This is a genomic window from Agromyces sp. NPDC029043 (genome assembly GCF_055564615.1).
In genome coordinates this window covers 176,192-196,612 of record NZ_JBVHVX010000007.1, presented here as the reverse complement: position 1 = coordinate 196,612, position 20,421 = coordinate 176,192, and the positions used below count along the sequence as shown (strand labels likewise).

Here is a 20,421-nt window from a genome sequence, read left to right as displayed (position 1 = left end):
GTGCGTCGCCCGGTCCCGTCCCTGCTCGCCGTCGCCTCACTGGCGCTGGCGGCGCTGGCGGGCTGCGCCGGACCGGCCGAAGCGCCGCCCGCGAACCTCGGCCTGTCGCCGAGTCCGACACCGGCGCCTACCCCCTCGCCCGCCCCGGCCGACCCCTCCGACTGGGCCGAGGAGCGCGTCGACGCGATGACCGTCGAGCAGAAGGCGGCGTCGCTGCTCATGCTCCATGCGCCCGGCACCGACCCGGCGCCGCTCCGCGCCCTGGTCGACGAGGGCATCGCGGGCGTCATCCTCATGGGCGACAACATGCCGGGCGACGAGGCCTCCCTCGCCGCGCTCACGGGCGCGCTGCAGGCCGATCCCGAGGCGGCGACGCTCATCGGCATCGACCAGGAGGGCGGCATCGTGAGCCGGATCGACTGGGATCCGGCGCCCGGGCCCGAGTCGCTGCGCGGGCAGCCCGCGCCGGCCGCGCGCGACGCGTTCGCCGCGCGGGCGGCCGCGCTCGAGGCATCTGGCGTCAACGTGAACTTCGGCATCGTGGCGGATGTCACGGCCGACCCGTCGTCGTTCATCCATCCGCGTGTGCTCGGCACCGACCCCGCGTCCGCGAGCGAGCGGGTCGCCGCCGCGGTCGAGGGGGAGCGCGGGATCGTGGCCAGCACCGTGAAGCACTTCCCGGGCCACGGGGCCGCGCCGGGCGACTCGCACTTCTCGGTCCCGTCGGCGGGGCTCACGCTCGACGACTGGCGCGCGGGACCCGCGGCGCCCTTCCGGGCGGCGATCGACGCCGAGGTCGAGCTGGTGATGACCGGGCACCTCGCCTATCCGTCGGTGGACGCCGCACCCGCGTCGCTCTCGCCGGAGTGGCACCGGATCCTGCGGGAGGAACTCGGGTTCGACGGCGTCATCGTCACCGACGACATGCTCATGCTGCAGCACAACGAGCTGCCCGAGTACGCCGATCCGGGCGAGAACGCGGTGCGGGCGCTCGCGGCGGGCAGCGACCTGCTGCTCTACGTGCTGCCGGCGGATCCGTCGGAGTTCGGCATCAGCGTGGACGGCCTGACCGCCTCGATCGAGGACGCCGTCGCGTCCGGCCGGATCGCCGAGGAGCGGCTCGACGACGCCGCGGAACGCGTGCTCGAACTCCGTCGCGAGATCGCGCTCGACGATCGGGAATAGATCGCGAGCGTTCATGCGTTTGCATTGACTGTGGCCGATCGGCCGCTCAAGCAGACACACGGGAGAACCGCATGACGACGACCGCGACGACGATCGAGATCCCCGGCTACCGCGCCGGCACCTGGAAGATCGACCCCACGCACAGCGAGGTGGGCTTCAGCATCCGCCACCTCATGATCAGCAAGGTGAAGGGCAAGTTCGAGCGCTTCGACGCCACCTTCGTCACGGCCGAGGACCCGCTGGAGTCGCGCGTGACCGCGTCGGCCGAGGTCGCCTCGATCACGACGAACGAGCCGAACCGCGACGCGCACCTTCGCACGGGCGACTTCTTCGCGGCCGAGCAGTACCCGACGATCGACTTCGTCTCGACCGGCGTGCGCGTCGAGAACGGCGAGTTCAAGGTCGACGGCGAGCTCACGCTCCGCGGCGTCACGAAGCCCGTCACGTTCGACTTCGACTTCGGCGGCTTCGGCGGCGACCCGTACGGCAACTACAAGGGCGGCGCCACGGCGAAGACCGTGATCAACCGCGAGGACTTCGGCCTCACCTACAACGCGGCGCTCGAGACCGGCGGCGTGCTCCTCGGCGAGCAGGTCACCATCACCCTCGAGCTGCAGGCGGCGCTCGTGCAGGAGTGACCTCCTCGCCACACGTCCCGACGGGCGGTCCGGCTTCGGCCGGGCCGCCCGCGGTCGTTCCCGGACCGGTCACGCGCTCGCGACGCGCTCGTCGACGCCCTGCAGGTCGACGCCCGTGAACCTCGCCCACGCCTCGAGCGGACGGTGCAACCTCCGCCCCGCGTCGGCGGGCATCGCACGGAACCAGCGCAGCTCGGCCCGGGGCCTGGCTGCGGTTCCCGCGCGGGCCCACGTGCCCACGACGCGGCCGTCGAGCACGAGGATGGGCTGGAACACCCCGTTGCGCCCCGGCACCACGAGTTCTGCGAACTCCGGCTCGCACACCTCCGACCGGTCTGCGTAGCCGAGGAAGTACTCGTCGAACCCGGCGAGCGCGAGCGCGCCGCGCGGGCGCGCTGCCGCGGCATCCGTCGCCCCCGGAGCGACGTACCGATCGCCGTCGCCGAACGGCTCGACGCGGTCGCCGGCGGCTGCGAGCGCCGTGCGGGCATCGGCCATCGTGAGCCCGGCCCACCATGCGAAGTCGGCGATGGTGGCCGGGCCGTGCCCGCCGACGTAGGCGGCGAACAGCTCGGCGAGCGCCTGGTCGCGTTCGGTGGGCGAATCGGATGGCGCGGCCGCCCACTCGTCGAGGAGCGCGAAGTGCTGCACGCGGCCGTCGACCGGCCCGCCGCAGAGCACCGCCTCGAGCGCAAGCCACCAGATCAGGTGGTAGGCGCGCTGGCCGTCGACCCGGAGTCCCGCGGCCGACCACATCGTGCCGAGCTCGTCGCGGGTCGCGGTGACGCCGCCGGCCAGCTCGCGCTCGACCGTCGCGCGCGCGACGCGGTACTCGCGTTCGCCGAGCTCGAGCTGCCGGTGCCGGAGGGCGGCCTTCCCGAGCACCCGCGGCCCCGTGATCGCGAGCACCGGTCGAAGCAGGCGCGTCGGCATGAGGTGCAGCGTGCCCCGCATTGGCCAGGACCGCACGATGCGGCGCGATTCGATCGCCGCGTCGACCGCTCGCACCGACGGCCGCGCCATCCGGCTGCCGATCGCCCACTTCGCGGCGCCGAGGTCTTGCGCCTGCATCGCGCCGAGTCGCTCGATGACGTCGACCGCGTCGGCCGCGGGCGTGCGGAACCCGTGCGCCGCAAGGCGCGTCGCGCGGAGCGCGGGGGAGGAGGCCGACGCCATGGGCTCAGTCTGCCGTGCACGGCCGACACGCGACATCCGTCGACGCCGCTAGACTGGAGGGCTGTGCCGCTCGGCACGCCAACCCATCGCTACCGACCGGAGGTCGACCGTGCTCGCCGTCCAGGACCTGGAGATCCGCGTCGGCGCGCGCGTGCTCATGGAAGGCGTGAACTTCCGCGTCTCCGACGGCGACAAGATCGGCCTCGTCGGCCGCAACGGCGCCGGCAAGACCACGCTCACCAAGACGCTCGCGGGCGAGACCCTGCCGACCGGCGGCCGCATCGACCGGTCGGGCGAGATCGGCTATCTGCCGCAGGACCCGCGGTCGGGCGACCCCGAGATGCTCGCGCGCACGCGCATCCTCGACGCACGCGGGCTGGGTTCGCTCGTGCTCGGCATGCACGAGGCGTCCGAGCTCATGGGTTCCGACGACCCGGCGGTCGCGGCGAAGGCCATGAAGCGCTACGGCAACCTCACCGACCGCTTCCAGGCGCTCGGCGGGTACGCCGCCGAGGCCGAGGCCGCGTCGATCGCGTCGAACCTCAACCTGCCCGACCGCATCCTCGACCAGCCGTTGAAGACCCTGTCGGGCGGCCAGCGGCGTCGCATCGAGCTCGCCCGCATCCTCTTCTCCGACGCCGGGACGATGATCCTCGACGAGCCCACGAACCACCTCGACGCCGACTCGGTCGTGTGGCTCCGCGAGTTCCTGAAGGGCTACAAGGGCGGCGTCATCGTGATCAGCCACGACGTCGAGCTCGTCGGCGAGGTCGTGAACCGCGTGTTCTACCTCGACGCGAACCGCTCGGTCATCGACATCTACAACATGGGCTGGAAGCACTACCTGCGCCAGCGCGCCGCCGACGAGGAGCGTCGCAAGAAGGAGCGCGTCAACGCCGAGAAGAAGGCCGACGCGCTCAAGCAGCAGGCCGCGAAGTTCGGTGCCAAGGCGACGAAGGCCGCCGCGGCCCACCAGATGGTCGCGCGCGCCGAGAAGCTGCTGGCCGGCCTCGAGGAGGTGCGCCAGGTCGATCGGGTGGCGAAGCTCCGCTTCCCGACGCCCGCCGCGTGCGGCCGGACGCCCCTCACCGCGGGCGACCTCTCGAAGAGCTACGGCTCGCTCGAGATCTTCACGGCCGTCGACCTCGCGATCGACCGCGGCTCGAAGGTGGTCATCATCGGCCTGAACGGCGCGGGCAAGACGACGCTGCTGCGCATCCTCGCCGGAGTCGACCGCCCCGACACGGGCGTCGTCGAGGCCGGGCACGGCCTGCGCGTCGGGTACTACGCCCAGGAGCACGAGACGCTGGATGTCGCCCGCACCGTGCTGCAGAACATGGTGAGCGCGTCGCCGAACCTGACCGAGACCGAGGCGCGCAAGGTCCTCGGCTCGTTCCTCTTCACGGGCGACGACGTGCACAAGCCCGCGGGCGTGCTCTCCGGCGGCGAGAAGACGCGTCTCGCGCTCGCGATGATCGTCGTCTCCGGGGCGAACGTGCTGCTCCTCGACGAGCCGACGAACAACCTCGACCCCGCCTCGCGCAGCGAGATCCTCGACGCGCTCGCGCACTACGAGGGCGCCGTCGTGCTCGTCTCGCACGATCCGGGCGCGGTCGAGGCGCTGAACCCCGAGCGCGTGCTCATCATGCCCGACGGCGTCGAGGACCACTGGAGCCGTGAGTACCAGGAGCTCATCGAGCTCGCGTAGGCCGACGGTCGCCGCGCCACGCGCCGCCACTCGCCCCGCGAATCCCGGGTTCACGCGGGTCGACCCGCAGAAACGCGGGGTTCGCGGTGGAGTGCCCTCTCCTCGCGCTGTGAGCGAGCTCAGCGCCGGTCGAGGATCTCGTCCTCGACCTCGGCGTCGGTGCGGCCGGGCCGGGAGCGCGGCGGTCGCCTCGGCTCGGCCGGGCGACGCGGCGCGCCGGACGGCACCGCGGTGTCGGCCGCGAGCGACTTGCGCTCCTGGTTCGCGAACCAGCCGAGGGCCACGAAGGCGAGCAGCGCGAACACGAACCACTGGAGCGCGTACGACAGGTGCGGGCCCTCGTCGCGCACCGGACGGGGAAGCGCGAGCGGCGGCTCGTTCGCATCGGCGCCCGTCTGGATCAGGATGCCGTAGGCCCCCGTGTATGCCGGCTCGCCGATGCGCTCGGCGAGCTCGTCGAGGTCGATCGTCGCGAACTCCGATCCCGACGAGGTGCGGCCCGCGATCCGCTGCTCGCCCGCCTTCAGTCGCGCGCTGACCGACACCTCGCCCGCGGGCGCGGGCGGCACCTCCGAAGGGCGGCCGTCGGAGCCCTGCGCGATCCAGCCGCGGTCCACCATGAACACGGTGCCGTCCTCGAGCCGCATCGGCGTGATGACCTCGAAGCCGGTGCTGCCCTCGAACGGGCGGTTGCGCACGACGACCTCCTCGTCGGGGAGGAACTCGCCCGTGAGCGCGACGACCTGCCAGCGCTGGTCGATGTCGAAGCCGTCGAGCGCGGGCAGCGCCTCCGACACCGGCACCGGCTCGGCGTCGTAGTTCGCGTCGATGCGCGCGACCTCGGCGAGCGCCTCGGCGCGTCGGTTGAACTGCCAGGTGCCGAGCGCCGAGCACGTGATCGCGAACACGATCACGACGGCGAGGTAGCCCGCCCAGCGCGGCGCGACGAGGAACCGCCAGTCGCTCATGCGAGGTCACCGCCCGGAGCTCGGGCGTCGCCGAGCGGCGCCGGCGCCGCGCCATCCGTCGCGGACCCGTCGAACGTCGACACGCGCACCGGGAACGAACGCGTCGCGAGGAACTCCCGGAGGTAGTCGACGTGCTCGTCGCACGCGAGCCACGTCTTGACGCGGTCGGCGGCGTGGATCCGGGGATTGCGCCAGTCGATGCGCCAGGTCGCCGCCTCGCGGCACCCCGCGCGGGAGCAGCCGCCCGTGGGGACGGCACCGAGGGAGCCGATCACCGCTCGGCCTCCGGACCCTCGTCGTCTGCGGGATGCTCGGCGGTCTCGGTCTCGGTCTCGGTCTCGGCCTGCGGTCGATGGGTCGTCTCGGCATCGAACGGGTCGGGCCGGCCGACGGGCACGATGCCGCCGGGGCGCTCGACCTCCTGCGGGCGGTTCGTCGCGACGTTGGCGACGACCACGGCGAAGTACGGCAGGAACACCGCGCCCGCCGCGAAGACGAGGATCCACCAGCCCTGCACGAACAGCAGCGCTACGATGCACGCGACGCGGATCGCCATCATGATCGTGTACTTGATCATGCGAGCGCGACGCTCCGCCTCGGGCGACGGCGGCAGCGACGTGATCGACTGCAGGGGCTGGTGCTTCATGCTGGTCGCCGTGGCCTGCCGGCGCTCCTCACCTTCAAGACTACGACTCCGGGGCAGAGCGGATGCCGCGCATTCGGCAACCTCTATGCTGGGACGGGCCTTCCGGGCCCTGACGCGCCCCCTGGAGAGAGACGGAGTCCGCCATGACCACGAGCCGCACCGTGCTGGTGACCGGAGGCAATCGCGGCATCGGCTACGCGATCGCACAGGAGTTCGTCGAGCAGGGCCACCGCGTGGCCGTCACCGCCCGCTCCGGCGAGGGCCCCGAGGGCACGCTCACGGTCCGCGCCGACGTGACCGATTCGGAATCGGTCGACCGCGCGTTCTCCGAGATCGAGGCCGAGCTCGGCCCGGTCGAGGTCGTCGTCGCCAATGCTGGCATCACGCGCGACACGCTGCTCATGCGCATGAGCGACGAGGAGTTCACGAGCGTCGTCGACACCAACCTCACGGGCGCGTTCCGCGTGGTCAAGCGCGCGTCGAAGGGCATGCTCAAGGCCCGCTTCGGCCGGATCGTGCTGATCTCGAGCGTCGTCGGCCTCTACGGCGGGGCGGGCCAGGTCAACTACTCGTCGTCGAAGGCCGCGCTCGTCGGCATGGCCCGATCGATCACGCGCGAGCTCGGCGCCCGCAACATCACCGCGAACGTCGTCGCGCCCGGCTTCATCGAGACCGACATGACCGACGCCCTCCCCGAGGCGCAGCAGGCCGAGTACAAGAAGAGCATTCCCGCCGGCCGGTTCGCGTCGCCGGCCGAGGTCGCGAAGGTCGTCGCGTGGGTCGCGGGCGACGACGCCGGCTACATCTCCGGCGCCGTCATCCCGGTCGACGGCGGCCTCGGAATGGGGCACTGACCCCACCGACGTCGACGCGCCCGCTCAGCGGTCGATGCGCACCATGTCGTACTCGGTGTCGGGTGTGGGCGGCGTCCCGAAGCGCGCGTTCGGGAGGAACAGGCTGTTGCCGAACCGCGCGATCGTGGTGGGCACCTGGAAGTCGGGATCGGTCAGCCGGTCGATCAACGTGCCGCTCGTGCCGTCGGCCGAGAGGCGGAAGACGGAGACGGTGTTCAGCTGGTTCTGCACCACGTAGAGCGTGGTCCCGACGACGAGCAGGCCGTCGCCCGCGGTCAACGCAACGCCGCCGAGATCCACCGTCGTCGCCACGCCCGTGGCCGGGTCCACCCGGAACAGGGTGGCCGTCGACGACTGGACCACGAGCAGCGCCTTGCCGTCGGGCGTCTCCGCGATGCCGTTGGCGTTGAATCCGGACTGCTGCACCCAGTCGCCCGTGAGCGTCAGCGTCTCGACGTCGGAGGCATCCGCCAGCTCACCCGACGGGCTGATCGGCACGAAGTACAGCTCGGCGGCCGCACTGTTCGTGAACCAGGCGCCCTCGCGGGTCAGCACGACGTCGTTGATGAAGGCCGGCCCCGTGGTGAGCTGGTAGGTGGCGAGCACAACTCCGGTCTCGGCGTCCACGACGCGCGCGGTGCCCGTGGGACCGCCTGAGATGAAGAGGCGTCCGCGGTCGTCGACCTTGAGGCCCACCGATGGGGTGCCCGGGCCCTCGAGCGTCGTGATCTCCTCCCCGGTGCGGAGGTCGAACACGTAGACGTCGCCGTCGGCCAGCGATCCGACGTACCCGACGGGGCCGTTGCCGATCGCGATGCCCTCGGGCTGGAACCCGTCGGGGAGCGCGATGGGGTCCTCGACGGTGCCGCCGCCGGGCGGCGGGCTCGCAGCCTGGGCGGTGCCGGCCGCGCCGAGGGCGAGGAGCCCGGCCAGCGCGGCGGCGGTGAACGTGCGTGCGACGATGCGACCGGACATGGGCACATGTTAGGTCCGGCTCCGGGACGCCGCGGGGCTTCGGAGGAAGCTCCCAGCGGCGCCCGCGACGCGGCGCGTCAGCCGCGCAAGCCGGCCAGGGCCAGCACGCCGCTGAGGTCGACGCGGTCGATCGCGACGTCGGCCTGGGCCCGCACGACGGGTTTGGCGCAGAACGCGACGCCCAGCGCGGCGCGGTCGAGCATCCGCAGGTCGTTCGCGCCGTCGCCGACCGCGATCGTTCGCGAGACGGGCGTGCCGGATTCCGCGGCCCATTCCTCGAGCGCGAGCCGTTTGGCCTCGGCGTCGACGATGGCGCCGCGCACGCGGCCCGTCAGCCGGTCGCCCTCGACCTCGAGCCGGTTCGCGCGGCAGAAGTCGAGGCCGAGCCGCTCCGCGAGGGGGTCGAGCAGCTCGTGGAAGCCGCCCGACACCACGCCGACCCGACCGCCCGCGGCGTGGACGCCGTCGATGAGCTCCTGCACACCGGGCGTGGGCGTCAGCCGGCCGCGCGCCGCGGCCACCTCGGTGACGTGCAGGCCCGCGAGGGTCGCGACGCGCTCGCGCAGGCTCGCGGCGAAGTCGAGCTCGCCGCGCATCGCGCGCTCGGTGACGGCCGCGACGTGCTCGAGGCTCCCGGCCGCTTCGGCGAGCAGCTCGATGGCCTCCTCGCGGATCAATGTCGAGTCGGCGTCGAGCACGACGAGCAGGCCGCCCCCGCGGCCGGATGGCGCGTCGCTCACGCGGTGGCCCGCACGTGCGAGCCCTTGCCCACCACCGTGACGCCGCTGTCGGTGACCACGAAGCCGCGCGCGACGTCTTCTGCGCGGTCGACGCCGATGCGGGCGCCCTCCTCGACGACGACCTCCTTGTCGAGGATCGCCCGCTGCACGGTCGCGCCGGCCTCGATGCGGGCGCGGTCGAACAGGATCGAGTCGGCGACGTGCGCCCCGGAGCCCACGATCGCCCACGGGCCGAGCACGCTGCGCTCGACGTGCGCGCCCGAGATGACCGAGCCGAGCGAGACGATCGAGTCGATGACCGTGCCGAGCGACCCGCGCGCGTCGCGGGTGAACTTGGCGGGCGGCGAGTTCACCTGCTGGCTGAAGATGGGCCATTCGCGGTTGTACAGGTTGAAGACCGGCAGCACCGAGATGAGGTCCTGGTGGGCCTCGAAGAACGAGTCGATGGTTCCCACGTCGCGCCAGTAGTACCGGTCGCGGTCGGTCGACCCCGGCACGTCGTTGCCCTTGAGGTCGTACACGCCCGCGGTGCCCTGCTCGACGAACGCCGGGATGATGTCGCCGCCCATGTCGTGGCTCGAGTCGGTGCGCTCGCCGTCGCGCAGCACCGCGTCGATGAGCGCGTCGGCGTTGAAGACGTAGTTGCCCATCGAGGCGAGCACCTCGTCAGGCGAGTCGGGCAGGCCCTCGGGGTCGCTCGGCTTCTCGAGGAACCGGTGGATCCGCTCGGGCGCATCGGGGTCGACCTCGATGACGCCGAACTGGTTGGCGAGCGAGATCGGCTGGCGGATGGCGGCGACGGTGGCCTCGGCGCCGGAGTCGATGTGCGCCTGGATCATCTGGCTGAAGTCCATGCGGTAGACGTGGTCGGCCCCGACGACCACGATGATGTCGGGCTGCTCGTCGTAGATGAGGTTGAGGCTCTGCAGGATGGCGTCGGCCGACCCCGAGAACCAGCGCTTGCCGAGCCGCTGCTGCGCGGGCACCGACGCGACGTACGAGCCGAGCAGGCCGTCGAGGTGCCAGGTCTGCGAGACGTGGCGGTCGAGGCTGTGCGACTTGTACTGGGTGAGCACGACGATCTGGCGCAGCCCCGAGTTGACCAGGTTCGACAGCGCGAAGTCGATCAGGCGGTACTGCCCGCCGAAGGGCACCGCGGGCTTCGCTCGGTCCTCCGTCAGGGGCATGAGGCGCTTGCCCTCTCCGCCTGCGAGGACAATGCCGAAGATCTTTCGCGTGGCCACCATGTGCCCAGCGTAGTCAGGCGGATGCCGCGGGGGACAGGTGGTTGACGGCGCGTGACCCCGACGGGCTAACGTTGCGGCATGCGAGTCGACCTCCTCACGCGCGAGTACCCCCCCGAGATCTACGGAGGGGCGGGCGTGCACGTCGCCGAGCTCGTCCGAGCGCTCCGCAGGGACATCGACGTGCAGGTGCGATGCTTCGGGGCCCCGCGCGATGAGGCGGGCACCACCGCGTACGCCACGCCGGCCGAGTTCGCCGCGGCGAACGCGGCCCTCGCCACGATGGGCGTCGACCTGCTGATGGCGCAGGATGCCTCGGGCGCCGACCTCGTGCACTCGCACACGTGGTACGCGAACTTCGCGGGCTTCACCGCGAAGCAGCTGCACGGGATCCCGCACGTCGTGACGGCGCACAGCCTGGAGCCGCTCCGGCCGTGGAAGGCCGAGCAGCTCGGCGGCGGGTACCGCGTCTCGAGCTGGGTCGAGAAGACCGCGTTCGAGGATGCCGATGCCGTCGTCGCGGTGAGCGACGGCATGCGCCGCGACATCCTGCGCTCGTACCCCGACATCGACCCCGACCGCGTCTCGGTGGTCTACAACGGCATCGACCTGACCGACTGGAAGCCGAACGACGACCCCGACCAGGTGCGGGCCCTCGGGGTCGACCCCGACCGCCCGTCCATCGTGTTCGTCGGCCGGATCACGCGGCAGAAGGGCCTGCCGTACCTGCTGCGCGCCGCCCGCTCGCTGCCCGCCGACGTGCAGCTCGTGCTCTGTGCGGGCGCACCCGACACCCCCGAGATCATGGCCGAGGTGTCCGGGCTGGTCGCCGAGCTCGGCGAGACGCGCGAGGGCGTCGTCTGGATCGACCGCCACCTTCCGCGAGCCGAGCTCACGGCGCTCCTCACGGCGGCGACGGCGTTCGTCTGCCCCTCGGTGTACGAGCCGCTCGGGATCGTGAACCTCGAGGCGATGGCGTGCGGCGCCGCGGTCGTCGGCACCGCGACGGGCGGCATCCCCGAGGTCGTCGACGACGGCGTCACCGGCGTGCTCGTGCCGATCGAGCAGCGCGACGACGGTACCGGCACGCCGCTGGATCCCGACCGGTTCGTGGCCGACCTCGCGGAGGCGCTGACGAGGGTCGTGAGCGATCCCGCGCGGGCCCGCGAGATGGGCGCGGCCGGGCGGTCGCGCGCCGAACAGCACTTCGCGTGGGACGCGATCGCGAACGCGACGCGCGCGCTGTACGAGCGGGTGCTCGCGGGCCGCTGAGGCCCCCGGGGCTGGGCGGGGGCGCAGCATCCGTCCCACTAGCATGGAACGCATGGCGTCTACGGTTCTCCAGTTCCAGCATGTGTCGGTGGTCCGCGACGGCAACACGATCCTCGACGACATCGACTGGAGCGTCGAATCCGACGAGCGCTGGGTGATCCTCGGGCCGAACGGCGCCGGCAAGACCACGCTGCTGCAGATCGCCGCCGCGGCCATGCATCCCACGAAGGGCTCCGCCGAGGTGCTGCAGGAGTCCCTGGGCAAGGTTGATGTGTTCGAGCTGCGGCCGATGATCGGGTTCGCGTCGACCGCGATGGCCCGGCGCATCCCGAAGAACGAGACCGTCCTCGACGCCGTGCTCACGGCCGCGTACTCGGTGACGGGCCGGTGGAACGAGGAGTACGAGGCCATCGACGACCGCCGCGCGCAGCGGGTGCTGAAGGAGTGGGGCCTCGAGGGCTTCGCCGGCCGCCGCTTCGGCAGCCTCTCCGACGGCGAGCAGAAGCGCGTGCAGATCGCCCGCTCGGTCATGACCGACCCCGAGCTGCTGCTGCTCGACGAGCCCGCCGCGTCGCTCGACCTCGGCGCGCGCGAGGAGCTCGTGTCGCTGCTCGGTGGCTACGCCTCGTCGCCGTCGTCGCCTGCGATCGTCATGGTCACGCACCACGTCGAGGAGATCCCGCAGGGCTTCACGCACGCGATGCTGCTCGCCGAGGGGAAGATCCGCGCCGCGGGTCCCATCGGCGAGGCGCTCACGGCCGAGACGCTCGCCGAGACCTTCGGCATGCCGATCGAGCTCGGCGAGTCCGACGGCCGCTACACGGCCCGGCGCGCCGCCGCCTGACGACGGCCCGGGTGCACGCGGCAGCCGCTCGTCGTCTCTGCTAGACTCGTGTTTTGGCCCAACGGCCGACACGCTTCCCTGCCCTGAGGCGGGGCGAACCCACCATCCGACCAGCAAGGATTCACCATGAAGGCCGACATCCACCCCGCCTACAACGCCGTCGTCTTCCGCGACCTCGCCTCGGGCGCCACGTTCCTCACCCGTTCGACGGTCTCGAGCGACAAGTCGATCGAGCTCGACGGCGAGACCTACCCGGTCATCGACGTCGAGATCTCGTCGGAGTCGCACCCGTTCTACACGGGCAAGCAGCGCATCATGGACTCGGCCGGCCGCGTCGAGAAGTTCAACAAGCGCTTCAAGGGCTTCGGCGCGTAAGACGCCACCACGAGAGGGCGGGCGACTCAGGTCGCCCGCCCTCTCGTCATGCCGCCGGCCAGTGCGCCCCGAGGGCCGGCCGATCGCACCGCGGCCTCGAACGCCTCAGGACTCCGACGACGACGCGGCGAGATAGCCGGTCGCCCAGTCGATCGCCGCGAGCTGGGCCTGGTGCGGCGTCGAACGGCCCGCATCGAGCGACACGCCGATCTCGAGCAGCGGATCGGCACCGACGGCGCCCGCGGTGTCGCCCGCCAGCGCGCGGGCGCGGTCGATGAGCTCGCGCACCGAGATCCGGTCGTGCAGGAACAGCGCGCACAGCTCGCGCAGCGCGAGGCGCGTGGTCTCGGGCGATGCGGCGTCGGGCATCGCCAGTCCGAGCTCGTCGAAGGTGCGGCCGAGCGCGGCGCGGATGTCCCACGGGTCGTCGGCGTCGGACATGCCGGCGAGTTCGCGCAGCGCCGCGGCATCGGTGCCGGCGACGATGAGGTCGACGGCGGCGTCGAGCACCGGATTGACCGGGGTGTCGCCGAGGATCCAGAGAGCGCTCGCGTCGATGAGCGCGTCGATCTCGGAACGGTTCACGCGGGGCGACTCCATGCCCCAAGGATTCCACGGCGACGGGCGTTGCGCGACGGTGGATCGGCGGGTCGCGGCGACACGCCCGGCGGGCGCGCGCTCATCGGAGCGGCCAGGCTCCCGAGGTCGTGAACTCGGGCTCGCCATTGCGCCGGCGCCAGTCCTGGTAGCTCTCGGCCTGCTCGCGGCACCACCCCACCTGCTGGGCGTGCAGGTCGGCGACCGCGCACGCCGCGAGCTCGGGGAACGCGCGGGCGATGGCCTGCGCGACCCGGCCGGCGGCGATGGCATCGGCGCCCGCGTCGTGCGCCGCGAGCAGTTCGACGCCGTAGTGCTCGCACGCCGCCGTCAGCGTGCGCTTGCCGCGGCGGAACCGATCGACGGCCTTGTCGATCACGAGCGGGTCGACGACGTACCCGGGCCCGCGGAACGCCTCATGCCCGTAGCGTTCGGCTTCGCGGTGCAGCACCGAGAGGTCGTAGGCGGCGTTGTACGCGACGATCGGCAGGCCGCGCCCCGCGGCATCGCGCAGCGCGTCGATGATCTCGGCGACGGCCTGCACGGCGGCGAGCCCCTCGAGTCGGGCCTGCTCGGTCGTGACGCCGTGGATGAGCGTGGCCGCCGTGGGGATCTCGACGCCGGGATCGACCAGCCACTGCCGCTGCTCGAGCACCTCGCCGCCGGGGCCGATCACGCCGACGTGGGCGGTGACGATGCGGCACGTGTCGATGTCGATGCCGGTGGTCTCGAGGTCGAAGACGGCGAGGGTGTCGGCCCAGCATGCGGCGGGGGAGTGCTCCATGCCGGTCACGGTATCCGCGCCCGCCGACAGGGCTCAGGTGCCGCGCCGTAGGATGACACGGATGATCGCCTCACCGTACGCCGACGACCTCGCGCGCATCCCGGTGCGCGAACGCCGCGCCCTCGTGCGCGGCAGCGACACCGCGTGGTGGGAGTACGGCGAGCCCGAGGCGCCCGTCATCGTCATGGTGCACGGGTTCCGCGGCGATCACCACGGACTCGAGCCCATCGTGGCCAAGCTCCCGGGCTACCGGATCCTCGTGCCCGACCTGCCCGGGTTCGGCGAGTCGTCGACGTTCGCCGAGGACCGGCACGACATCGACGGGTACGCCGCGTGGCTCGCCGAGTTCGCGACAGTTGCGGGCGTGTCGGATGACGCGCCGCCGGCCGGCCGCCGGCGATGGACGCTGCTCGGCCACTCGTTCGGCTCGATCATCGCCTCGGCGGCCGTGGCAGCGGGCCTCGCGCCCGACGAGCTCGTGCTCGTCAACCCGATCGGCGCACCCGCCCTCGAGGGTCCGCGCGCCGTCATGACGCGCCTCGCCGTCGGCTACTACCGCGCCGCCGCGGCGCTGCCCCGCAGCCTGGGCTTCGCGCTGCTGCGCAACCGTGCGATCGTCCGCGTGATGAGCGTGACCATGGCCAAGACCGAGGAGCCCGACCTCCGCCGGTTCATCCACGACCAGCACGACCGGTACTTCTCGGCGTTCAGCGACCGCGACGCGGTGCTCGAGGCGTTCGAGGCGTCCGTGGGCCACGACGTGCGCGAGTACGCGCCGTCGATCCGCATGCCGGTGCTGCTCGTCGTCGCCGAACGCGACGACGTGACCCCGCTCGCCGCGCAGTACCGGCTCCAGCCGTTGTTCGCCGACGCGACGCTGGCCGTCATCCCCGGCGTCGGGCACCTCATCCACTACGAGACGCCCGCCGAAGCGGCCGGGCACATCCGAGCCTTCGTCGAGGGGGATCCCGCGTGAGGCTCGTCGTCGACTGCCGCTACGTGCGCATCGACCACCACGACGGCATCAGCCGGTTCACCGCGGCGATCGTGGGCGAGCTCGCCAAGCGCCATCCGCTCACCATGCTCATCAGCGACCACCGGCAGCTCGCCAAGCTGCCGGCCCTGCCGTGGGAGCTCGTCAGCAGCCCGACGAGCCCCCGCGAGCCGTGGGTCGCCCGGCAGGTGCGCAAGCTCAAGCCCGACGTCGTGTTCTCGCCCATGCAGACCATGGGCTCGTGGGGCCGCGACTACGGCCTGGTGCTGACGCTGCACGACCTCATCTACTACGAGAACCGCACGCCGCCGCGTGACCTGCCGGCGTTCGTGCGGGGCCTCTGGCGGCTCTACCACCTCGCTTGGTGGCCGCAGCGGATGCTGCTGAACCGGGCCGACGCGATCGTCACCGTGTCCGAGACGAGCGCCGGCCTGATCCGGAAGCACCGGCTCACCCGGCGCCCGCTCACCGTCGTGCACAACGCCGCAGACGAGCTCGGCACGCCCGACCTGCCGCGCACCCGCCCGACGGCCAAGCGGCTGGTCTACATGGGCTCGTTCATGTCGTACAAGGGCGTCGACACGCTCGTGCGCGCCGTCGGCAGGCTGCCCGACCACGAACTGCACCTCATGAGCCGCGTGCCCGACGACGAACGCCGGCGGCTCGCGCGGCTCGCGCCCGACGCGAGGCTCGTGTTCCACGACGGGGCGAGCGACGCCGACTACGCGGCGGCGCTCGCCGGCGCCACCGCGCTCGTGACCGCGTCGAAGGCCGAGGGGTTCGGGATCCCGCTCGTCGAGGCCATGCGGTTCGGCACGCCCGTCGTCGTCACCGACATCCCCATCTTCCGCGAGATCGGCGGCGACGCGGCCACGTACTTCCCCGCCGACGACGCCGAGGCGCTCGCCCGCGCCATCGCGTCGCTCGACGCGCCCGGCGAGTGGGAGCGCCGCTCCGCGGCATCCGCCGAACTCGCCGGACGGTTCACGTGGAGTGCGTCGGCCGAGCGCCTCCTCGGGGTCCTACTCGAGGTCGGCGAGGCGAACGGGCGCGCCGCGCACGCGCGCCGCTGACGATCAGGCCAGCGCCGCGGCCATCGCCGTGAGCGTCTCGGTCGCACCCGCGTCGAGCTTGACCGTCGCCCGCGCGTCGCCCTTCGTGACGCCGCGGTTGACCACGATGATCGGCACCTTGCGACGCCGGGCGATCTCGAGCAGCCGGACCCCGGAGTTCACGACGAGCGACGAACCCGCGACGAGCAGGACGTCGGCGTGCTGTACGAGGGCGGCCGCCTGCCGGTACACCGGCGTCGGAACGAACTCGCCGAAGAACACCACATCGGGCTTCAGCACGCCGCCGCACACCGTGCACTCGGGGATCACGATCGCATCGGGGTCGTCGACGTCGACGTCGCCGTCGGGGTTCGGGCGGATCGCGACCTCGAGGTCGATGTGCGGGTTCAGCTGCTCGAGCCGGTCGGCGACCGCCTGGCGCGCGAACACCTGCCCGCACGAGAGGCACAGCACCCGATCGGAGGCGCCGTGGAGCTCGACCACGTGCGTGCTGCCGGCACGGCGGTGCAGGCCGTCGACGTTCTGCGTCACCACACCCGACACCACGCCGCCCGTCTCGAGTGCGGCGAGCGCGCGGTGCCCGTCGTTCGGCTGGGCGGCGCCGAAGTGCCTCCAGCCCAGGTGGCTGCCGGCCCAGTAGCGCTTTCGCGCCGTCTCGGAGTTCAGGAACGTCTGGAACGTCATCGGCGAGCGGACCGGCGCGCCCTCGCCGCGGTAGTCGGGGATACCGGAGTCGGTGCTCACGCCCGCGCCCGTGAGCACGGCGACGCGCGCGCCGCGCATGAGGCGGATCGCCTCGTGCAGCAGCACGTCGGACGGCGCCGGCGCCTCGATCCCAGTGGCCACGGGTGCTCCCTTCGAGCGGTGCTTGATTCTAAACGCCCCGCTTTACCGGAATGTTTCCACGTGCTGGCAGGCTTGCGGGGGAGGAGCCATGCGAATCGAACACGCCCGCGACGCGGCATCCGATGCCGTCGCCGACTACGCCCGGTTGACGGATGTCGCACTGCGGAGCATCACCGAGCCCGAACGCGGCATCTTCATCGCGGAGTCGGCCAAGGTGATCCGGCGCGCGATCGACGCCGGATGCACGCCGCGGTCGGTGCTCATGGAGGAGAAGTGGCTGCCCGGCCTCGAGTCAGCGCTCGCGCCGTTCGACATCCCGGTGCACCTGGCCGACCCCGCCGAGCTCGAGGCCATCACCGGGTACCGCGTGCACCGCGGCGCCCTCGCCGCGTTCGAGCGGCCCGCGCTGCCCGAGGCGGGCGAGCTGCTCGCCGCGTCGCGCCGCGTCGTGATCCTCGAGGACATCGTCGACCACACCAACGTCGGCGCCATCTTCAGATCCGTCGCCGCGCTCGGCGCCGACGCCGTGCTCGTCACGCCGCGCTGCGCCGACCCGCTGTACCGCCGCAGCGTGCGGGTCAGCATGGGCACCGTGTTCCAGGTGCCGTGGACGCGCCTGCCGGAGTGGGCCGCCGCTCGCGAGCTGCTCACCGCCCGTGGGTTCGGGGTCGCGGCGCTCGCGCTCGCCGACGGCGCGGTCACGCTGCGTGCGCTCGCGGCCGACCCGCCCGAGCGCCTCGCGCTCGTGCTCGGCGCCGAGGGCGACGGCCTCTCGCGCCAGGCGCTCGCCGCCGCCGATACCGTCGTGACCATCCCCATGGCCCACGGCGTCGATTCGCTCAATGTCGCCGCCGCCGCTGCCGTGGCGTTGTACGCGCTCGCATAGGTCCGCTCGGTATCCTGCTGGGGATGTCCCGCACGCTCGATCCCGCTCCGCCCGCGCCGCCGGCGGCCCCGCCTCGGCCCTCCGCGCGCGTGTACCGCCGCCGCCGGATCGTCGTATTCGGGACGCTCGGCATGCTGCTCGCAGGCCTCGTGGGCGGCGGCGCGTACGCCACGACCACCCTGAACGCGCCGATCCCGGTCGCCGCCCCGTCAGTCCGCGATCCCGCCCCCGTCGTCGCGGCCGCGCAGGTCGTCGACCAGCCCGAGTTCGGCGCGTGGGCCGTGGGAGCGGTCGGCTTCGACGGTGCGCTCGCGAGCGGCAACGACACCACGTCCATGCCGATCGCGAGCATCGCGAAGGTCGTCACCGCGCTCGTGCTGCTCGAGGAGCAGCCGATCCCGGCGGGCGAGGGCGGCCCCGACGTCGCGTACACGGCGGCCGACGTCGCGATCTACTGGGACATGATCGCCCAGAACGGCTCGGTCGCGCGCGTCGCCGAGGGCGCGACGCTGAGCCTGCGCGAGAGCCTCGAGGCGATGATGCTGCCCTCAGGCAACAACTACGCGAACTCCCTGGCGATCTGGGGGTTCGGCTCGATCGACGCGTACGTTGCCCGGGCGAACGCCTGGGCGGCCGAGAACGGCCTCGGCTCGCTGCGCATCGCAGACCCGAGCGGGCTGTCGCTGCAGAACGTCGCGACCGCGGCCGACCTGGTCCGGCTCGGCGAGCTCGCGCTGCAGGATCCGACGCTCGCCGAGATCGTCGCGACGCAGCGCGTCGACATCCCCGAGCTCGGGGTGCTCGAGAACTCGAACAAGCTCCTCGGCTCGCACGGCGTCGACGGCATCAAGACCGGCACGACGGATGACGCGGCGAACCTGCTGTTCTCCGCCGACGTCGCGGTCGGTTCGTCGTCGGTCACGATCGTCGGCGTCGTGCTCGGCGGCGCGAACCACCCGGCCGTGCGGCAGGCGATCGCCGAGATGATCGACACGATCGCGCCCGGCTTCCGCGAGGTCGTCGCGATCGAGGCCGGCACCGAGGTCGCGACGTACGTCACGCCCTGGGGCGACACCGCGACGGCGATCACGGCCGAGGGCGCCACCGTCACCGTCTGGTCGGACACGCCGGTCGACGTCGCCGTCGAGGCCGACCCGATCACGCTGGCTGCCGATGGCGCAGCCGTCGGCACCGCGGTCGTCACCGCCGGCACGCAGCTCGTCGAGGTGCCGCTCGTGCTCGACGGCACCGTCGACGACCCGGGCGCCTGGTGGCGCCTGACGAACCCCGGCGCGCTCGACGCCTCGTCGCTGAGGTGACGAGCGCCGCGTGAGCGCATCCGGATCGCGGCGCGTCGCGGGGCAGCCGATGGGAGGGCCGTCCTGCGACCCTCCCACCGTTTGGAGGCGGCGCGCGACCGGTGACCCGACGACCGGCCGCCCGCCGACTCAGTCGACTCCATCCACGCCGGACGGCGATCTGGAGCGACCGGGGAGCGGCCACCGCGCCGAAGCCAGCAACGGGCTGACCGGCGTGGTACGCCGCGGTCGGTAGACGATCCGCGAGTGGAACGCGAACCGCAGCAGGAAGGCCGCCACCAGGGTGGCTCCCTGGGCCACCACGCTGTGCAGCGACGCCGCCTCGACGAGCCACCACAGCACCGGCAGCCTCGCTGCCGAGTCGGCGGCGTTGTAGGCGAACGAGTGCGCGAAGCGGTTCCACGTCGTGCGCCCCTCGTTCCGGAGGTCGCGGAAGACGAACCGCTCCTGCAGCGCGAAGTTCATGATGATCGTCGCGATCGCGGCGACGACCGCTGCGGCCAGGTAGCCGACGCCCATCGCCACGATCGCCGCCATGAGCAGGAGGTTGACGACGGCGCCCACGGCGCCGATGGCCGCGAACCGCGACATCCGCCCGAATCGCAGCGCCGCCAGCTGGTGGACGAACCGGAGGCCCTGCCTCAGGTCGGCCTTCGACTCGCCGGCGTGGCGCCGGCCGAACACGAACGGCTCCTCCACGACGCGCAACCGGTGCCGCGCGAGGATCTCCAGCAGGATCTTGAAGCCCTCGGGGTGCAGCCGGTCGAGGGCGACGGCGTCCCGCCGGAACGCGAAGAATCCCGTCATGGGGTCGGTGCAGTTGCGCAGGCGGTTGGGGAACATCGCACGCGTGAGCAGGATCGAACAGCTGGAGACGCTTCGGCGCACCCAGCCGCTCAGGCCGGCGCTGCTCCCGCCCGGGGTGTGACGGGACGCGACGACCACGTCCGCGGCGGTCGCGCGTCCGGTCTCGAGCAGCACGGGGATCAACTCGGGCGGATGCTGGAGGTCGCCGTCCATGACGAGGCACCACTCGCTCGAGGTCTGCTCGATGCCGGCGACCACGGCTCCGCTCAGGCCTCCCAGCGGATCCTCGCGGTGCAGCAACCGCACGGGCAGCCGGCTCGCCTCGGCGACCCGGGCGATAGTCGCCGGCGTGTCGTCCGTCGAGTCGTCGACGAAGAGGACGTCGGCGTCCAGGTCGCCGGCGGCGGCGTCGATCCTGCGCACGAGTTCCTCGACGTTCGGTGCCTCGTTGAAGGTCGGCACGATCACGGTGACGCTCATTGCGGTCTCC

General features: G+C 72.4%; 22 protein-coding genes. 11 read left to right on the top strand and 11 right to left on the bottom strand.

What is annotated here, in order from left to right; genetic code table 11:
- Both ACZ4TW_RS11455 and ACZ4TW_RS11450 read left to right on the top strand, forming a co-directional pair.
- Positions 1–1,185, top strand: a complete 1,185-nt coding sequence (locus ACZ4TW_RS11455; RefSeq protein ID WP_465542840.1) for a glycoside hydrolase family 3 N-terminal domain-containing protein — start codon at positions 1–3, stop codon at positions 1,183–1,185.
- A 71-nt stretch (positions 1,186–1,256) separates the two neighbouring features.
- Positions 1,257–1,823, top strand: coding sequence for a YceI family protein (locus ACZ4TW_RS11450; RefSeq protein WP_465542839.1), 567 nt, complete (start codon positions 1,257–1,259; stop codon positions 1,821–1,823).
- A 69-nt stretch (positions 1,824–1,892) separates the two neighbouring features.
- Here the strand turns inward: ACZ4TW_RS11450 and ACZ4TW_RS11445 are convergent, their stop codons facing one another.
- Positions 1,893–2,999, bottom strand: a complete 1,107-nt coding sequence (locus ACZ4TW_RS11445) for a winged helix DNA-binding domain-containing protein (RefSeq protein ID WP_465542838.1) — start codon at positions 2,997–2,999, stop codon at positions 1,893–1,895.
- A gap of 109 nt (positions 3,000–3,108) precedes the next feature.
- Between ACZ4TW_RS11445 and ACZ4TW_RS11440 the strand changes: the two genes are divergently transcribed.
- Positions 3,109–4,707, top strand: coding sequence for an ABC-F family ATP-binding cassette domain-containing protein (locus ACZ4TW_RS11440; protein ID WP_465542837.1), 1,599 nt, complete (start codon positions 3,109–3,111; stop codon positions 4,705–4,707).
- A 119-nt stretch (positions 4,708–4,826) separates the two neighbouring features.
- Here ACZ4TW_RS11440 and ACZ4TW_RS11435 read toward each other — a convergent pair whose 3' ends face one another.
- Genes ACZ4TW_RS11435 through ACZ4TW_RS11425 form a run of 3 tightly spaced genes read right to left on the bottom strand, consistent with a single transcriptional unit; the run spans position 4,827 to position 6,321 of the window.
- Positions 4,827–5,675: an SURF1 family cytochrome oxidase biogenesis protein gene (locus tag ACZ4TW_RS11435; protein WP_465542836.1), complete on the bottom strand. Its 849-nt coding sequence runs from the start codon at positions 5,673–5,675 to the stop codon at positions 4,827–4,829.
- Positions 5,672–5,950, bottom strand: coding sequence for a hypothetical protein (locus ACZ4TW_RS11430; protein ID WP_465542835.1), 279 nt, complete (start codon positions 5,948–5,950; stop codon positions 5,672–5,674). Before ACZ4TW_RS11430 ends, ACZ4TW_RS11435 begins: the two co-directional genes overlap by 4 nt.
- The gene (locus ACZ4TW_RS11425; RefSeq protein WP_465542834.1) at positions 5,947–6,321 is read right to left on the bottom strand and encodes a DUF3099 domain-containing protein; all 375 of its coding nucleotides are present in this window, start codon (positions 6,319–6,321) and stop codon (positions 5,947–5,949) included. Before ACZ4TW_RS11425 ends, ACZ4TW_RS11430 begins: the two co-directional genes overlap by 4 nt.
- 143 nt (positions 6,322–6,464) lie before the next feature.
- Here ACZ4TW_RS11425 and ACZ4TW_RS11420 point away from each other — a divergent pair, with 143 nt between their 5' ends.
- Entirely contained in the window at positions 6,465–7,175 is a 711-nt protein-coding gene (locus tag ACZ4TW_RS11420; protein ID WP_465542833.1) for a beta-ketoacyl-ACP reductase, read from the top strand.
- Between the two features lie 24 nt (positions 7,176–7,199).
- On the opposite strand, the gene ACZ4TW_RS11415 is transcribed toward ACZ4TW_RS11420, so the two are convergent.
- From ACZ4TW_RS11415 to glgC, 3 genes are all read right to left on the bottom strand, one after another.
- Positions 7,200–8,150, bottom strand: coding sequence for a lactonase family protein (locus tag ACZ4TW_RS11415; RefSeq protein WP_465542832.1), 951 nt, complete (start codon positions 8,148–8,150; stop codon positions 7,200–7,202).
- Positions 8,151–8,227: 77 nt separating this feature from the next.
- On the bottom strand, positions 8,228–8,890 hold the full coding sequence (gene serB, locus ACZ4TW_RS11410; protein WP_465542831.1) for a phosphoserine phosphatase SerB: 663 nt from the start codon (positions 8,888–8,890) through the stop codon (positions 8,228–8,230).
- Positions 8,887–10,137 carry a glucose-1-phosphate adenylyltransferase gene (gene glgC, locus ACZ4TW_RS11405; RefSeq protein WP_465542830.1) on the bottom strand — a complete coding sequence of 417 codons (1,251 nt, stop codon included), beginning with the start codon at positions 10,135–10,137 and terminating at the stop codon, positions 8,887–8,889. The genes serB and glgC overlap by 4 nt, the downstream gene beginning before the upstream one ends.
- 78 nt (positions 10,138–10,215) lie before the next feature.
- On the opposite strand from glgC, the gene glgA reads away from it, so the two are divergent.
- The 3 genes from glgA to ACZ4TW_RS11390 all read left to right on the top strand — a co-directional run bounded on the left by glgA (position 10,216) and on the right by ACZ4TW_RS11390 (position 12,625).
- Positions 10,216–11,406, top strand: coding sequence for a glycogen synthase (gene glgA / locus ACZ4TW_RS11400; protein WP_465542829.1), 1,191 nt, complete (start codon positions 10,216–10,218; stop codon positions 11,404–11,406).
- 52 nt (positions 11,407–11,458) lie between these two features.
- Positions 11,459–12,250 carry an ABC transporter ATP-binding protein gene (locus ACZ4TW_RS11395; RefSeq protein WP_465542828.1) on the top strand — a complete coding sequence of 264 codons (792 nt, stop codon included), beginning with the start codon at positions 11,459–11,461 and terminating at the stop codon, positions 12,248–12,250.
- 126 nt (positions 12,251–12,376) lie between these two features.
- Positions 12,377–12,625 (top strand): type B 50S ribosomal protein L31, encoded by a 249-nt coding sequence (locus ACZ4TW_RS11390; protein WP_465542827.1) that lies wholly within the window; start codon positions 12,377–12,379, stop codon positions 12,623–12,625.
- 105 nt (positions 12,626–12,730) lie between these two features.
- On the opposite strand, the gene ACZ4TW_RS11385 is transcribed toward ACZ4TW_RS11390, so the two are convergent.
- Both ACZ4TW_RS11385 and ACZ4TW_RS11380 read right to left on the bottom strand, forming a co-directional pair.
- Positions 12,731–13,225 (bottom strand): hypothetical protein, encoded by a 495-nt coding sequence (locus ACZ4TW_RS11385; RefSeq protein WP_465542826.1) that lies wholly within the window; start codon positions 13,223–13,225, stop codon positions 12,731–12,733.
- Positions 13,226–13,304: 79 nt separating this feature from the next.
- Complete coding sequence (locus ACZ4TW_RS11380) at positions 13,305–14,006, bottom strand: exonuclease domain-containing protein (RefSeq protein ID WP_465542825.1); 702 nt, start codon at positions 14,004–14,006, stop codon at positions 13,305–13,307.
- A 61-nt stretch (positions 14,007–14,067) separates the two neighbouring features.
- Between ACZ4TW_RS11380 and ACZ4TW_RS11375 the strand changes: the two genes are divergently transcribed.
- Both ACZ4TW_RS11375 and ACZ4TW_RS11370 read left to right on the top strand, forming a co-directional pair.
- Positions 14,068–14,982: an alpha/beta fold hydrolase gene (locus ACZ4TW_RS11375; protein ID WP_465542824.1), complete on the top strand. Its 915-nt coding sequence runs from the start codon at positions 14,068–14,070 to the stop codon at positions 14,980–14,982.
- Positions 14,979–16,073: a glycosyltransferase family 4 protein gene (locus tag ACZ4TW_RS11370; protein ID WP_465542823.1), complete on the top strand. Its 1,095-nt coding sequence runs from the start codon at positions 14,979–14,981 to the stop codon at positions 16,071–16,073. The genes ACZ4TW_RS11375 and ACZ4TW_RS11370 overlap by 4 nt, the downstream gene beginning before the upstream one ends.
- Positions 16,074–16,076: 3 nt before the next feature.
- Here the strand turns inward: ACZ4TW_RS11370 and ACZ4TW_RS11365 are convergent, their stop codons facing one another.
- Entirely contained in the window at positions 16,077–16,856 is a 780-nt protein-coding gene (locus tag ACZ4TW_RS11365; protein ID WP_465542870.1) for a Sir2 family NAD-dependent protein deacetylase, read from the bottom strand.
- Positions 16,857–17,007: 151 nt separating this feature from the next.
- On the opposite strand from ACZ4TW_RS11365, the gene ACZ4TW_RS11360 reads away from it, so the two are divergent.
- On the top strand, positions 17,008–17,805 hold the full coding sequence (locus ACZ4TW_RS11360; protein WP_465542822.1) for a TrmH family RNA methyltransferase: 798 nt from the start codon (positions 17,008–17,010) through the stop codon (positions 17,803–17,805).
- 23 nt (positions 17,806–17,828) lie between these two features.
- Positions 17,829–19,124 carry a D-alanyl-D-alanine carboxypeptidase family protein gene (locus ACZ4TW_RS11355; RefSeq protein ID WP_465542821.1) on the top strand — a complete coding sequence of 432 codons (1,296 nt, stop codon included), beginning with the start codon at positions 17,829–17,831 and terminating at the stop codon, positions 19,122–19,124.
- A gap of 129 nt (positions 19,125–19,253) precedes the next feature.
- On the opposite strand, the gene ACZ4TW_RS11350 is transcribed toward ACZ4TW_RS11355, so the two are convergent.
- Positions 19,254–20,411, bottom strand: coding sequence for a glycosyltransferase (locus ACZ4TW_RS11350; protein WP_465542820.1), 1,158 nt, complete (start codon positions 20,409–20,411; stop codon positions 19,254–19,256).
- Positions 20,412–20,421 lie beyond the last annotated feature (10 nt).